We start from the raw sequence: 14,840 nt of genomic DNA on the forward strand, positions 1-14,840 counted from the left end.
GACTACGTCGGCGCTTTCGCATCCGCAAAGCCTTCGCGCAGCGAACCGCTGCGGGGCAGGAATCGGCCCTGTCGCTCGCCATGCGGTTTGCCGTCGGCATAGCTCAAGCGGCCGTTGACCCAGACACCGTCGATGCCTTGCGCCGCTCGCTGAGGGTCTTTGAAATCTGCAACGTCGCGTACGGTTTGCGGGTTGAACAGCACCAGATCCGCCCAGTAACCCTCGCGAATAAGACCGCGCTCACGCAAGGCGAAGCGCGCGGCCGACAGCCCGGTCATTTTGTGTACGGCGGTGTGCAACGCAAACAGACCCTTGTCGCGGCTGAAATGCCCGAGCACTCTGGGGAACGCGCCCCACAGGCGCGGATGGGGAAACGGGTCTTCCGGAAGACCATCGGAGCCGATCATCGCCAGCGGGTGAGACATGATGCGCTCGACGTCGCCCTCATCCATGCCGTAGTACACCGCGCCTGCAGGCTGCAACTTGCGTGCGGCGTCCAGCAATGACAGCCCCCAGTCGGCGGCAATCTCCTGCAGATCCCTGCCGCCCTGATCCGGGTGCGGCGTAGACCAGGTGATGGTGATGCGGAACGCGTCTGTAACTTGTTTGAGGTCCAGCGTCGAAGAGCTGGCCGCATAGGGATAGCAGTCGCAACCTACCGGATGGTCCTGCGCGGCTTTTTCCAGGGCTGCCAGCAGTTGCGGGCTGCGTCCCCAGTTGCCGGCACCAGCGCATTTCATGTGCGAGATGATGACCGGTGAGCGCGCATGGCGGCCTATATCGAATGCTTCCGCCATGGCCTCCAGCACCGGCTCGAATTCGCTGCGCAGGTGGGTGGTGTAAATCGCGCCGAACGCGCTGAGCTCTTCCGCCAGTTGTTTGACCTCGCTGGTTTCGGCCGAGAACGCAGAGGCGTAGGCAAGGCCGGTCGATAACCCCAGCGCGCCCGCTTCCAGGCTGTCACGCAACTGCACGCGCATGGCGGCAATTTCTTCCGGACTGGCGCTGCGTAACAAGTCATCCATGTGGTTGCTACGCAAGGCGGTATGGCCGATCAGGGCCGCCACGTTGACGGCGGGCCGGGCGTTGTCGACGGCGGCGCGGTAGTCGGTGAAGCGTGGATAGACGAACGCAGCCGCGTCGCCCAGCAGGTTCATGGGGTCGGGAGGATTGCCCGTTAGCGAAACCGGCGACGCGCTGATCCCGCAGTTGCCGACGATGACGGTCGTCACGCCCTGGCTGATTTTCGGCAGCATCTCGGGTTTGCGGATGACCACCGTATCGTCGTGGGTGTGCACATCGATAAACCCGGGGGCCAGTACGCGACCGGCCGCATCGACTTCTTCCCGAGCACTGGCATCGCTCAGACTGCCAATGCGCTGGATGCGTCCTTCGCTGATTGCCACATCGGCGCGCACTCCCGGTGTGTCACTGCCGTCGATGACCAGTGCGTCGCGAATGATCAGGTCATAAAGCATGGTTCAGTCTCCCAGCGGCAGGCCATCTTCGCCGCCACGGTATTCATCCAGCGCAAGCTTGATCCGGCGCAGTCGCTCCTGATTGTCTTCAGGGCTCGCCAACGCCAGTTCGGTGGCCAGCACATCGATGGTTAGCAGCATGCCGTAACGCGCTGCGGTGGGTTTATAGATGAAATTGGTTTCAGCAATTTGTAACGGCAGCACGACCTCGGCCAGTTGTGCCAGTGGTGAATCAGGCAGCGTAATGGCCAGCACGCGGGCACCGTAGCTGCGCGCCAGAGTTACGGCGTCGAGCAGTTCCGGTGTGCGTCCGCTGAGCGAGCAGACAATCAGGCTGTGTTGCGGACCAAGCGTGGCGGCGACCATGCGCATCATCACCGGGTCGCGGCAGGCGGCCACCGGGTAACCCAGGCGGACCAGCCGGGTTTGCAGTTCCTCGCTGCACAGGCTGGAGCAGCCGCCCGTGCCGAATGTGTGAATCATGCGCGCATCGGCGACACAGGCGATGGCGGCGGCAAAGCGCGTTGCTTCAAAGCCGGCCAGGTGCTGGCGCAGGGTGGCTTCGATATCGTCGACGATCCGGGTGAAAAACGCCGACTGCTCCGGCGCCGGTTCTGGATGCAGAAAGCGGCTGCCGACGCCGCTGGCCTGGGCCAGTTGCAGGCGCAAGTCGCGCAGATCCCGGCAACCGATACTGCGCGCGAAGCGTGACAGCGTCGCACTGCTGACTTCGGCGCGGCTGGCCAGCTCATCCAGACTGGCACTGGCCGCGAAGGCGATATCGCTGAGCAACAGCCTGGCAATTCGTCCTTCTCCCGCGCTGAGGGAATCCTGACGGGCACGTATCTGGTACAGAATGTCCACTCAAATCACCTGCGCCAGGCCCAGCGTCAGGGCGAAAGCGACGACCGAAATCAGCGTCTCCAATACCGTCCAGGTCTTGAATGTTTGCGCGACGGTCATGTTGAAATACTCCTTGATAAGCCAGAAACCACCGTCGTTGACGTGGGAAAAGATCACCGAGCCTGCGCCCGTCGCCAGCACCAGCAGTTCGGGGTGCGGGTAACCCAGCCCCAGCGCGACAGGTGCGACGATGCCCGATGCCGTGGTCATCGCCACCGTTGCCGACCCCGTCGCAACCCGCATCAGTGCCGCGAACAACCAGCCCATCAGCAGGGGCGACAGATGAAAGTCCTGCGCCAGACCCACGATCTCATTGGTCACGCCGCTGTCGATCAGAATGCGGTTCAAACCGCCACCGGCACCTACCAGCAATGTAATGCTCGCGGTCGGTGCCAGGCACTCGTTGGTGAATTTCAGGATCGAGTCGCGGTTGAAGCCCTGCGCGATGCCCAGCGTCCAGAAACTCAGCAGGGTGGCCAGCAGCAGGGCAATCACCGAGTTGCCGATGAACAGCAGAAAGCTGTTGAACGCGCTGCCCGGTGTACTGATCAGGTTGGCCCAGCCACCCAGCAGCATCAGCACCACCGGCAGCAGAATCGTGGCCATGGTCAGGCCGAAGCTGGGCAGCGTCTGGCGTGGTTCGCGGTCGAGAAACTGCTTGGCCAGCGGGTTTTCAGCCGGCAAGTGGATGCGCGGGGCAATGAATTTGGCATACACCGGGCCGGCGATGATCGCTGTAGGGATGCCGATCAGGATGGCGTAGAACAGCGTTTGCCCCACCGACGCCTGATACGCCTGCACGGCGAGCATCGCAGCAGGGTGCGGCGGCACCAGCGCATGCACGACCGACAGACCGGCGACCATCGGCAGGCCGACCATCAGAATCGACACCCCGACACGCCGGGCCACAGTGAAGGCAATCGGTACCAGCAGAACGAAGCCGACTTCGAAGAACAGTGGCAAGCCCACCAGAAACGCAATGCAGACCATGGCCCAGTGCGCGTTGCGTTCGCCAAAGCGGTCGACCAGGGTGCGCGCCACCTGCTCGGCACCGCCAGACTCGGCCATCATCTTGCCAAGCATGGTGCCCAGTGCCACGACCAGCGCGATATGACCCAGCGTTTTGCCAACCCCCGCTTCATAAGAGGCGACCACGCCACTGGCCGGCATTCCAGCGACCAGGGCCAGACCGACCGAAACAAGCGTAATGACGATAAACGGATTGAGGCGGTAACGCGCGATCAGCACGATCAAGGCGATGATGGCGACAGCGGCGTAGACCAATAGCGAAATACCGGGTGACGGCGACATAGCGACGGTTCCTTGCAAAGTGGGTAGGCGAGGGCGCAACACCAACAGCTGAAGCTGTCAGCCTGAAGGCGACTCGGGAGTACTCGGCAGGGACGACGCAATAAGATGGAGCAGGGGCGTTTCAGGGCGATCACAGGTATTCATTATTTTTATCTCTGTTTTCGTGATGAAAATAAATTACACGAAAATGAAATATAAACAAATATATGAAAATAACTTTCTTTTCCTGTCTTCGTTTGAGTATGCGCAGGTAGGCGCACATCCTGAGTCGCCTCTGCATCGGCGCTGGCAGGCCGGTGTTATGAGACAGGCCTGACGCAGCGCTTTGGGAAAGAACTTGTTCGAAAGCTTCACAAGCCGCAGAAGACGATCTGGGTTAGCTTGAAGAGAGTTGGTGAGTGCCTGGGCGAGTTTTCTATCATGCAATCGATGCTGCGTTTGATGACCCTCGTGTGTGCGTTGCTGGTTTATTCAGGCCAGGCCTGTGCCGATGAAGCAGTACGTGAACAGCAACTCCTTTTGCCTATTCACATCAACGCCCACCGTGAAAAAGTCGAAGCATTGATTGTCCGTCCTGCGCGCGCCGGAAAGTTCCCTGTTGCATTGATCATTAATGGCTCAGCCGCACAGCCTTCGTCTGTACATGCCGACTGGCTCGCTCACATCGCTCATGACTTTGCGCACCGGGGCTGGCTTGCCGCATCGATTGTGTGGCCCGGTTATGGCCGCTCGACCGGACGCTTCATGGATGAAGCCGGCAGCTGCACCAACCCCGATGTGGCTCGATTTCTGGATACACATGGAGAAGAGCTTGGAGCCGCATTGGCAGCTCTGCGCAAGCGTCCGGATGTCGATCCATCCTTGGCACTGGGTGTAGGGATTTCGATCGGCGGAGCTTCCATGCTGGACCTGGCCGCTCGACCTGATCATCCATTGGCAGCGGTGATCAACATCTCCGGCGGTGTTTATCACTACTCCACGATGGGTTCTCCTGAAGCTGACTGCTCACTGTATCAGGCGGATCTGGTACGAAACTTCACCACCTTCGGCACAAATAACCCGACGCCGACGCTCTGGATGTATGCTGAAAATGATCCGTATTTCAGCCCCGACCTGGTTACACGGATGGTTGCTGGCTATCGCTCGCAGGGTGGTCACGCAGATTATGTGGCGCTGCCACCGTTTGGTCAGGATGGTCATACACTTTATAAAAATGGGGCCAATAAACTGTTGAAACCCCACATCGAGGACTTCTTAAAGGCCAATCGTCTTCCTGGTATGGACGATGAAGCATTAATGCCGTTGCTTTCAAAACTGTCCCCCGCCGACCGTGCAGAAGCTAATGCGTATCTGCTGAGTGTTACCGAAAAGGCCATGGCAAAGTCCGCAGAAGCAGATGGGCTCTTCTGGTTTTACGGCGCGCGTTCAATCAAGACAGCCCGACAAAGAGCGCTCGGCAATTGCCGCGTTGCAACGGGTAAAGCCTGTCGAATCGTCGCTCAAAACATGCAATTGGTTAATGGCTGGCAAGCTACAGTAGCGCCCACCAAGAAATAACGAATGCATTACGACACGCTGTGAAAGAATCTCCGCAGACGCCGGTTTTTACGATCAACAGCCCATGCAGGGCTTGTCCGCCAGCATAGGCGGATGCGTCAGTGCGCTCTGGTTCAACCCACCTGCCATCGCCCGATGTGCGTCTAAACCTGCGCCCCCAGCGGCTGCAACCTTGCCAACCTCAACGCCACACCAAGGGCGATCAGCAGCAACACGCCGATAAACACCCCGATGCCGTTCCAGCCCGCGTAGTGCCAGAACACTCCGCCGCCGGTTCCGGCCACGCTCGAGCCTGCGTAGTAACAGAACAGGTAAAGGGACGCGGCCTGGCCTCTGGCGGTGGTGGCCCTGCGTCCGACCCAGCTGCTGGCCACTGAATGTGCGCCAAAGAAGCCGAAGGTGAAGATCAGTACGCCGACGATCACCAGTGGCAGTGGGGTGAACAGGGTCAGCAGCAGGCCGGCCAGCATCATCACGATCACCGCCCACAGCACCTGTCGGCGGCCAAGGCGGTCAGCCAGTGAGCCGATCTTTGCCGAGCTGTAGATGCCCGACAGGTACACCACGGAGAACACGCCGACCACGGCCTGGCTCAAGTTGTAGGGTGCGCTCAGAAAGCGGTAGGCGATGTAGTTGAACAGCGTAACGAATGCGCCCATCAGCAGGAAGCCGGTCAGAAACAGTAGCGGCAAGCCTGCATCGCGAAACTGCACGACAAACCCGTCGAGCAGACTGCGAGGGTGCAGCGAGCGCGGGCGGAAGTTGCGCGACGCCGGCAGGATCCTCCAGAACACCGCTGCGGCGATCAGCGCCAGCCCGCCGACCACCAGCATCGCCGCGTGCCAGCTGACGTAGTCGATCATCACCCCGACGATCAGCCTTCCGCTCATGCCACCGACGGCGCTGCCGCCGATATACAGCCCCATCGCCAGGCCCAGATGGGTGGGGTGGATCTCCTCGCTCAGGTAGGTCATCGCCACTGCCGCCAGGCCGCTCAGTGACAGGCCTACCAGGGCGCGGGTAATCAGTACGCCCTCCCAGCTGGGCATCAAGGCACTGGCGATGGTGAATAGCGAGGCACAGAACAGCGCCATGACCATCACCGGCTTGCGCCCCAGCCGATCGGATATCGGCCCGGTGATCAGCAGGCCGATGGCGAGCATTGCCGTGGCCACGGACAGGATCAGGCTGCTTTGCGCCGCTGTCAGGGAAAACTCGCTGGACAGCGTCGGCATCATCGGCTGAACGCAGTACAGCAGGGTAAAGGTCGAAAACCCGCCGGCGAACAGCGCCAATGCCGTGCGTTTGAAAAGCGGCGTGTTCTTTTCGATGTAGGTATCGCCGGGCAGTGTCGACGACTGTACGGGCGAGGTGTTCAAGTCGGGAGTGGACGGGGCGACGGCAGGGTTCACAAGGACCTCAGGGCAAGGTTGAGCAGGCAATGAAAAAATCATATAGCTCGCTAATCATTCCATCCAATATATTGTTCGACCTGTTTGATAGGTAAAACGACTTAATGGAGGCCGCATGGAATTGCGTCATCTGCGTTACTTCATCGCGGTTGCCGAAGAGCTGCATTTTGGCCGCGCAGCGCAGGCGCTGGGGATTTCTCAGCCGCCGCTCAGCCAGCAGATTCAGACGCTGGAGCAGGAACTGGGCACGCGTCTTTTCGAGCGCACCAACCGGCGCGTCGAGTTGAGCGAATCCGGGCGGCTGTTTCTCGACGAGGCACGGCTGGTGCTGGCGCAGGTCGACAAAGCCACCGACGTAGCTCGGCGTGCGCAACTGGGCGAAATCGGCGAGCTGAAGATCGGCTTCACTTCGTCTGCGCCGTTTACGTCGAGTATCCCGCAGGCGATTTTCGCCTTCCGCCAAGCCTACCCGGACGTGCACCTGACCCTGACCGAGATCACCAGTCAGGAAGTGGCGGCAGGTCTTGAGGACAAAACCATTCAGGTCGGCATCATGCGCCCGCTGGCATTGCCCGATTCACTGGTGGTATTCGAATTGCTGAGTGAACCGCTGGTGGCGATCATGCGTGCCGACCATCCGCTGGCGGCAGAAAGCGAGGAGGGGATCTACATGGCGGCGCTGGCCGCCGAGCCGTTCGTGTTCTTCCCGCGTACTTATGGCAGCGGCATCTACGCGCAAGTCCTGAGCCTGGCGCGCGCCGCAGGGTTCAGCCCGCTGATCACCCAGGAAGCGGGCGAAGTGATGACCATCATCGGCCTGGTCGCAGCAGGATTGGGCGTCACCGTACTGCCTGCGTCCTACCGGCGAATGCGCATCGACGGCGTGGTCTACCGCAACGTCCTCGACCCAGGCGCAACCAGCGCGGTGTGGCTGGTGCAACGCAAGGACGAACAATCGCCCATGGCCAAGGCGTTCACCGAGCTGTTAACGCGTAACGTCGGGTGAATGCCTGGCGTATATCCGGTACTCACTATCATTATTGACAGTAGGCAGCTCAGTGTTTTTTGCGTTGAATCTTATGTGCACCTGATGCTCCAGGACGGAATGACAGGAACAGGGAGAGAAGCATGCGCAAACAAATATGGCTGATGGCTTTATTGAGCCTGTCGCTGACAGTGGCGGCAGACGAGAAAATTATCGGTGGTACGCCCGCACCCGCAGGTGCTTATCCTTTTTTCACTTCATTGACCAAGGAGGATGGCCAGCACCTCTGCGGGGGCGCATTGATCGCCGCGCAATGGGTGCTTACTGCGGCACACTGCATACGTGGTCAGTCGCCTGCGTTTGTCCAGATTGCTATAGAGAAGTACGGGCCTCCCGTCGTCAGCCGGGACAAGATCAGGATCGCTGAAGCGTTTATTCCTGCGGATTTCAAAGACTGGCAGGTTTACTCTAAAACAGGCGACGAAAAGGGATCGGGGCTTTACGACATTGCGCTATTGAAACTTGAGCGTCCAACCGAAAGTAAAGACATCCTCAAGCTGGACGGCATTGATCAGGTGGTTGCGCACGAAGTCGGGATGCCCGTCACGCTGGCAGGCTTCGGAATGAGAGAAACCGGCACCATGCCGAACGAGCTTTATCATGTTGACGGCTCGATTCTGGAAGATCGCAAATGCATAGACGTGCCGCCGGGCTATCCACCTACCTACTTTGATCCTCTCTTGAATGTGTGTTCGAGCAAGATTTCTGGCGGCGGCGATTCAGGCGGGCCGTTGCTCTTCAAAACGCAGAGCGGCTACGTCGGCGTTGCGCTGGTAAGTCGTGGTTTGCTCGACGCTAGTCAGATGACTCGAATTTCGTTCTACAAGGACTGGATCACGAACATCATTGCAAATGACAAGTGCGGCCAGCAGGAGAAGCCTGAAGGTACTGTTTCTGTGCGTTCTGTCGGCTCTTCTGGCTGTTGACCACTGAGCGCCAGGACTCAGCCGTCACTGACGTCGCACTCTGCGTCGTCAGTGCCACTGCGAGAAAAAAGCGCTTTTATGTGCAGTGACTACAGGCAAAGCATGACTTTGCGCTGCCGCGTAGGGAACGATAGGTGCTCGGGAAGGCGCCGCTCAACTCCAGCGCCTGAAGATCAGCGAGGTGTTCACGCCGCCAAATGCGAAGTTGTTGTTCATCACGTATTCGTTGCTCATGTGCCTTGGTTCGCCGACGATGTAGTCCAGTTCGCCGCATTGTGAGTCGATGTCGACCAGGTTCAGCGTATGGATATAGCGATCGCTGTTGAGCATTTCGATGCTGAACCATGACTCCAGCGCGCCGCACGCTCCCAGCGTGTGACCGAGAAAGCTTTTCTGCGAGCTGAGCGGCATGCGCGGGCCGAACAGGCTGCTGGTGGCCAGGGTCTCGGCGATGTCGCCCTGTTCGGTGGCGGTGCCGTGACCGTTGACGTAACCGATGGCGTCAGGCGACAGGTCGGCGTCTTCGAGGGCCAGTTCCATCGCGCGGCGCATGGTGGCCTGCTCGGGGCGAGTGCTGTGGGCGCCGTCGGCGTTGCTGCCGAAGCCGACGATCTCGGCGTAGATGTGCGCGCCACGTGCCTGGGCATGCTCAAGCTCTTCAAGCACCAGCATGCCGCCACCTTCACCGATCACCAGGCCGTCGCGTCCGCTGTCGTAGGGGCGTGGCGTGGTGTGTGGCGCGTCATTCTTGAGGCTGGTAGCGTACAGCGCGTCGAAGACCATGGCCTCTGTCGGGCACAGCTCTTCGGCCCCGCCCGCCAGCATCAGCGGCAGACGGCCGAACTTGATCGCCTCATAGGCATAGCCGATGCCCTGACTGCCACTGGTACAGGCGCTGGAGGTCGGAATCAGGCGTCCGGTCAGGCCGAAGAAAATGCTGATGTTGGCGGCCGTGGTGTGCGGCATCATGCGCACGTAGGAGTTGGCGTTCAGGCCCACAGCCACCGAGTTGATCAGCATGTTGCCGAAGGCCTTGATCTCGTCGGTGCTGCCGGTGGACGAGCCGCAGGCCGTGCCCATGCGGCCATCGCGAATGATCGGGTCATTCAGCAGCCCGGCGTCGATCAGGGCCTGCTCCGCAGCCGCCACGGCCAGACGTGACACGCGGCCCATGCTGCGCAGTTGTTTGCGCGTCCAGTGCCCCGGCACGGCGAAATCGTCGATGGGGCCAGCCAGGCGGGTATTGAGCTCGGCAAAACGGTTCCACTCGTCCATCCGGCGAATGCCGCTGCGATTGGCCGTGAAGCTGGCATCGATAGTCGGCCAGTCGCTGCCCACCGAGGTGATGCCGGACATGCCGGTCACTACCACACGCTTCATCAGCACAGTCCCCCATTGACGGCCAGAACCTGACGAGTGATGTAGCTCGCTTCGGCCGACATCAGAAAGTTCACCGCACCCGCCACTTCCTCGGGCGTGCCCATGCGTTGTGCCGGGATCATTTTCATCAGTTCGTCCACGGGCACGTTCTCGTCCAGCATGGCCGTATCGATCAGCCCCGGCGCGACGCAGTTGACGGTGATCTTGCGCTTGCCCAGTTCGATGGCCAGCGCCTTGGCGGCACCGATCAGCCCTGCCTTGGAAGCGCTGTAATTGACCTGGCCGCGATTGCCGATCAGCCCGGAAACCGAGGTGATGCAGACGATGCGCCCTGCTGCTCGACGGCGAATCATCGGCATCGTCAACGGGTGCAGCACGTTATAGAAACCGTCCAGATTGGTGCGCAGCACCTGATCCCAGTCATCGTCGCTGAGTGCCGGGAACGCGCCGTCGCGGGTCAGCCCGGCGTTGAGTACCACGCCGTAATAGGCGCCGTGCGTCTCCACGTCCTCTTCCAGAATGGCCTTGCAGGCGGCCCGGTCCGAGACATCGAATTGCAGCACGCGTGCCTGGCGGCCCAGCGCAACGACTTCGGCCTGCACCGCTTCGGCTTCGCTGCGGCCGGTGCGGCAATGCAGGATCAGGTCGTATCCGGCCTGCGCCAGACGCAGGGCGATGGCGCGGCCGATGCCACGGCTGGAGCCGGTGACCAGTATCGATTCAGTCATGCCGGGGCTCCTTCAGCCAGGTAGTCAGCAGTGTTGGGCGGGCAATATACATTGAGTCGGGCAAAAGCCTCGATACCCGGTCCGGTGAGGGTGCATTCGAACATGCCCATGCCGTTGTCGTCCTGCAGGGAGCGCACGGCATGGATGTGCAGTTCACTGCCCAGCGGAAAGCGCGTCACGTTGCAGTCGAACTTGCGACTGCCAAGCAGAAAACCCAGCTTGACCGCTTCGCCCTTGTTGCGCGCCTTGCAACCGGCATAGGCCGCGACGCTCTGCGCCATCAGCTCTATGCCCAGCCATGCCGGCAGGCTGCCGTCGGCTTGATTGAACAGGCCGTCGGCGCGGACGGTCAGGCGGGTTCGAATCTGTTCTTCGTCAACGCTCAACACCTGATCGATGAGAATCATGTCGCCGGCATGGGGGATGAGTTCGGCGAGCGGCCACTCGGTCATGGGGCATCTCCGATAATCAGGCTGATGTTGTTGCCACCGAAGGCAAACGAATTGCTCATCATGTAACGAGCGTTTTCAGGTGTCAGGCGCGAGCCTGCGTGTGTCCATTGCAGCGCAGGCAAGAGCGGATCGGCCTCGCCGTCCCACAGGTGCGGGGGCAGGGCCTGTTCGGTATTCTGCGGGGCCAGGCTCAGCCAGCAAAACGCCGCCTCCAGCGCGCCCGCCGCGCCCAGGGTGTGGCCGCTGAGCGGTTTGGTCGACGAGCAGGGCACGCCGCTGGGAAATACGCTCTGCACGGCCAGGCTCTCCATCGCATCGTTGTGCTGCGTGGCGGTGCCGTGCAGGTTCAGATAACCGATCTGCTCCGCCTCGAGCCGGGCGTTACGCAACGCTTGCAGCATGGCATCACGCGCACCACGTCCGGTGGGTTCGGGGGCCGAGATGTGGTGAGCGTCGCAGCTGGCACCCGCGCCCAGCAGGGCAATCGAGTGCCTGCTGTCGGCTTCACGAGTCATCAGGAACAGCGCGGCCGCCTCGCCGATATTGATCCCGTTGCGGTTGCTGGAGAACGGGTTGCAGAGTTGCGGCGACATGGCCTCGAGTGCCGAGAACCCCTGCAGAGTCAGCTTACACAGGCTGTCGACGCCGCCGCACAGCACGGCATCGCACAGGCCCATGTCCAGCGCCCGACGCGCACTGAGCAACGCTCGCGAGCTGGACGTGCAGGCTGTCGAGATGACGTAGGCCGGGCCGCTCAATTGCAGCCAGGCGGCGAGAAAATTCGCCGGTGCGCCCAGTTCCTGTTGCCGATAATCGTAATCGTCGGGGAAGGTACGCTCACGCAGCCAGACGGCCATGCTCTCGCTCGCTTCATCAATGCCCGAAGTACTGGTGCCGATGATCACGCCGATCCGCCCGGCGCCGAAGCGGGTGATGGCCTGGCTGATGTCCTCCTCGATCTGCAGGGCGGCGGCCAGCAGCATCTGGTTATTGCGGCTGCGATGCAAATGCACGGCAGGCGGAATGGGTGGCAATGCGGATTTGACTGCACCGACCGGCAACGCGCGTTCCGGCACCCAGCCGCTTTCGAACACCATGCCCGAGCTGTCGCCTGCGAACAGCCTGCGCGACACCTCTTCACGGCTGTCGCCCAGCGAGCAGATCACGCCCAGCGCGTTGAGATAGGCGGTCATGGCAGGCTCTCGTTGTTCAGCGGTGTGACTTTGTAGCTCAGCCTGTCCTTGAGGCGGATAGTGAACGCGTTGGCCGACTGGTATTCGACCAGCCAGCGGTCATCCAGGCGACGCTGCATGCCCTGGCGGTAAGCCGTCGGGTAGCGGCCATGCATTTCCAGGTCCGGGGTCATGGCGAACATCAGCGCAGCGAACAGCTCGCGGGCTTCCGGATTGGGCGGCAGCAAACCATCGGCCTGCCATTTTCCGTCGATCAGCAACTGGCGCGCCTGGGGAATGCCCAGCGGGTCCATCATCGACCAGCGCAATCCGCCGTTTTCGCGCTGGATGATCAGCAGCCAGTCCTGATGCTGATCGGCCTGGCGACGTTCGATGTGCAGTTGCATCGGCAATTGCATGGTCGGTGCGCTGGTCGGCAGCGGGGCTTGTGCCGCACAGCCGCCGAGCAGCAGGAAGGCTAAAAACAGTAAGCGAATCATGATGCTCCAACTTCCAGGGGTTTGCGGGCCACGACATTGACCAGCGTTTCCTCACGTTGCCCGAACGGCCTGGGCTTTTGCAGTTTCAAGACTTCGAGCAGCCCGAAGTCCTTGGCGCGGCTCCACCACAGGTAAGGGTACGAAACATTCTGTGCATCGAACTCGAAACCCTGGTCGCGGATCATCTGCAGATACTGCGCCGCGCTTTTCTGAACGTGCATCGGGTGGCGGAACAGCCAGCGAATCACCCAGGTGTCGATGTACGCTTCGGTCGACTCGGCAAACAGCAGGTAGCCGCCCGGCTTGAGCACACGATAAAACTCGGCCAGTGCCTGTTCCTGCTCGACCAGATGATGGAAAGTCTGATGGCAGAACAGCAGATCGACGCTGGCATCGGGTACTTGCAGGGCTGCGCAGTCGCTGCCGATCAGTTCGACCTCTACGCCTCTGGCCCGCGCCTCTTCACGACTCATGTCGAGGCTGTGCGGGTCGGCGTCGACACCGATGAGCCTGGACGGCTGAAATACCTTGTTCAACTGCTGAAACGACCGGCCTTGCCCGCACCCGGCGTCGAGCACTACCGGCGCAACCGGCGGTGGGCTGGCGAACAGGCTGCGCAAGTCGTCTATCGCCACGCGCAGCACGCGGTACTGCCAGATGTTGCTGCGCAGAAACCACAGGCCGAAGCGGGTTTCCTCAACATAACTGTCACTCAGGAACGGTCGATTCATGGGCCACTGTCCGCGCAGATTTCCGAGAGCGTGCGCAGGCGGCGCTTGGGCTCGCTGACAAATGGATTGCGTTCGTCCCAGGCATAGCCGGCCAGAATCGAGCTGATCATGCGGCGGATGTCCGGAGCGCTGCCGGGGTAGAAAATCACGTTCTGGAACGTACCGTCGTACCAGCCCTCGACATAGGCGCGAAAGGTGTCGACGCCACGCTTCAACGGCACCGCGAACTCGCTTTCCCAATCCACGTTTTCGCCCTGCAACTGCCGGCTCAGCACGCCAGCCGCCATGCTCGCCGAACGCATGGCGATGGTCACGCCCGAAGAAAACACCGGGTCGAGGAATTCCGCCGCATTGCCCAGCAGCGCAAAGCCCTTGCCGTGCAGGGTCTTGACGTTGGCCGAGTAGCCGCCGATGGTTCTCGCTGGCGTATCCCAGACCGCGTTTTTCAGCACGCTGGCCAGTTGCGGTGTTTCATCGATAAAGGCGCGCAGGCAGGTATCCAGATCCTCGGGCTTGTCCTTGAAGCGTTCGGCCGAGGCGACCACGCCTATCGAACAGCGGCCTTCGCTGAACGGAATCGACCAGAACCACACATCGCTGTGCTGCGGATGGATGCTGACGAGAATCTTGCGGCGGTCGAAGGGCGGGCTTTCGATGCGGTCTTCGATATGGGTGAACACCGCCTGGCGCACAGGGAAACCTGACGGCGCTTCCAGATCCAGCAAGCGCGGCAGCACGCGGCCATAGCCGCTGGCGTCGAGTACGAAGCTGGCCTGCACGCTGTATTCGCTGCCGTCCTCACGCCTCACACGCAAAACCGGCTGCGGGCCCTCGAAGTCGGCGCTGACGATCTCTTCCTGGTAGCGGATGTCCACGCCTTGCAGTGCGGCCTGATCGGCGAGCAGTTTGTCGAACTCGCTGCGCTGCACCTGAAAGGTCGTCGGCTTGCCGTTGCTGAACGTATCGCTGAAGTCGAAATCGCTGTATTGCTCGCCACGCGCGAAGGCTGCGCCATTCTTGGGCTGGAAACCGGCGGCCTGCACGGCCTCCAGCATCCCGGCTTCTTCGACGAAGTCCAGGCAATGGCAGAGCAGGCTCTCGCCGATGGAGAAGCGCGGAAACAGCTGGCGCTCGATGATCAGCACGTCATGGCCCTGGCGTTTGAGCAGGGCAGCCGCTATTGAACCGGCCGGGCCGGCACCGATGACGACGACCTGACGAATTTCCCTATCAGTGATGGGCACA

The 14,840-nt window shown here is 61.1% G+C and carries 14 protein-coding genes; 3 read left to right on the plus strand and 11 right to left on the minus strand.

Going from position 1 to position 14,840, the window contains the following annotated elements; all coding sequences use genetic code 11:
- Positions 1-2: 2 nt before the first annotated feature.
- From V476_RS13120 to V476_RS13130, 3 genes are read right to left on the minus strand one after another with little or no spacing between them, the layout of a single operon-like run.
- The gene (locus tag V476_RS13120; RefSeq protein WP_024959595.1) at positions 3-1,478 is read right to left on the minus strand and encodes an N-acyl-D-amino-acid deacylase family protein; all 1,476 of its coding nucleotides are present in this window, start codon (positions 1,476-1,478) and stop codon (positions 3-5) included.
- 3 nt (positions 1,479-1,481) lie between these two features.
- On the minus strand, positions 1,482-2,342 hold the full coding sequence (locus tag V476_RS13125; RefSeq protein WP_024959596.1) for a MurR/RpiR family transcriptional regulator: 861 nt from the start codon (positions 2,340-2,342) through the stop codon (positions 1,482-1,484).
- Positions 2,343-3,692, minus strand: a complete 1,350-nt coding sequence (locus V476_RS13130; RefSeq protein WP_024959597.1) for a GntT/GntP/DsdX family permease — start codon at positions 3,690-3,692, stop codon at positions 2,343-2,345.
- A gap of 420 nt (positions 3,693-4,112) precedes the next feature.
- Here V476_RS13130 and V476_RS13135 point away from each other — a divergent pair, with 420 nt between their 5' ends.
- The gene (locus V476_RS13135) at positions 4,113-5,249 is read left to right on the plus strand and encodes a hypothetical protein (RefSeq protein WP_024959598.1); all 1,137 of its coding nucleotides are present in this window, start codon (positions 4,113-4,115) and stop codon (positions 5,247-5,249) included.
- A gap of 143 nt (positions 5,250-5,392) precedes the next feature.
- On the opposite strand, the gene V476_RS13140 is transcribed toward V476_RS13135, so the two are convergent.
- Positions 5,393-6,661 carry an MFS transporter gene (locus tag V476_RS13140; RefSeq protein ID WP_024959599.1) on the minus strand — a complete coding sequence of 423 codons (1,269 nt, stop codon included), beginning with the start codon at positions 6,659-6,661 and terminating at the stop codon, positions 5,393-5,395.
- A 115-nt stretch (positions 6,662-6,776) separates the two neighbouring features.
- Between V476_RS13140 and V476_RS13145 the strand changes: the two genes are divergently transcribed.
- Positions 6,777-7,667: a LysR family transcriptional regulator gene (locus V476_RS13145; protein WP_003316669.1), complete on the plus strand. Its 891-nt coding sequence runs from the start codon at positions 6,777-6,779 to the stop codon at positions 7,665-7,667.
- Positions 7,668-7,789: 122 nt separating this feature from the next.
- The gene (locus V476_RS13150; protein WP_024959600.1) at positions 7,790-8,632 is read left to right on the plus strand and encodes a S1 family peptidase; all 843 of its coding nucleotides are present in this window, start codon (positions 7,790-7,792) and stop codon (positions 8,630-8,632) included.
- Between the two features lie 153 nt (positions 8,633-8,785).
- Here the strand turns inward: V476_RS13150 and V476_RS13155 are convergent, their stop codons facing one another.
- From V476_RS13155 to V476_RS13185, 7 genes are read right to left on the minus strand one after another with little or no spacing between them, the layout of a single operon-like run.
- A complete protein-coding gene (locus V476_RS13155; protein WP_024959601.1) occupies positions 8,786-10,012 on the minus strand; it encodes a beta-ketoacyl-ACP synthase in 1,227 nt (408 codons plus the stop codon).
- The gene (fabG, locus tag V476_RS13160; RefSeq protein WP_003346294.1) at positions 10,012-10,740 is read right to left on the minus strand and encodes a 3-oxoacyl-ACP reductase FabG; all 729 of its coding nucleotides are present in this window, start codon (positions 10,738-10,740) and stop codon (positions 10,012-10,014) included. The genes V476_RS13155 and fabG overlap by 1 nt, the downstream gene beginning before the upstream one ends.
- Complete coding sequence (locus tag V476_RS13165; protein ID WP_003392291.1) at positions 10,737-11,192, minus strand: hotdog family protein; 456 nt, start codon at positions 11,190-11,192, stop codon at positions 10,737-10,739. The genes fabG and V476_RS13165 overlap by 4 nt, the downstream gene beginning before the upstream one ends.
- Complete coding sequence (locus tag V476_RS13170; RefSeq protein WP_024959602.1) at positions 11,189-12,385, minus strand: beta-ketoacyl-[acyl-carrier-protein] synthase family protein; 1,197 nt, start codon at positions 12,383-12,385, stop codon at positions 11,189-11,191. The genes V476_RS13165 and V476_RS13170 overlap by 4 nt, the downstream gene beginning before the upstream one ends.
- On the minus strand, positions 12,382-12,864 hold the full coding sequence (locus tag V476_RS13175; RefSeq protein WP_024959603.1) for a hypothetical protein: 483 nt from the start codon (positions 12,862-12,864) through the stop codon (positions 12,382-12,384). Before V476_RS13175 ends, V476_RS13170 begins: the two co-directional genes overlap by 4 nt.
- Entirely contained in the window at positions 12,861-13,595 is a 735-nt protein-coding gene (locus tag V476_RS13180) for a class I SAM-dependent methyltransferase (protein WP_024959604.1), read from the minus strand. Before V476_RS13180 ends, V476_RS13175 begins: the two co-directional genes overlap by 4 nt.
- Positions 13,592-14,839 carry an NAD(P)/FAD-dependent oxidoreductase gene (locus tag V476_RS13185; protein WP_024959605.1) on the minus strand — a complete coding sequence of 416 codons (1,248 nt, stop codon included), beginning with the start codon at positions 14,837-14,839 and terminating at the stop codon, positions 13,592-13,594. Before V476_RS13185 ends, V476_RS13180 begins: the two co-directional genes overlap by 4 nt.
- Position 14,840 lies beyond the last annotated feature (1 nt).

The organism is Pseudomonas syringae KCTC 12500 (assembly GCF_000507185.2).
GTDB classification, from domain to species: Bacteria; Pseudomonadota; Gammaproteobacteria; order Pseudomonadales; family Pseudomonadaceae; genus Aquipseudomonas; species Aquipseudomonas syringae.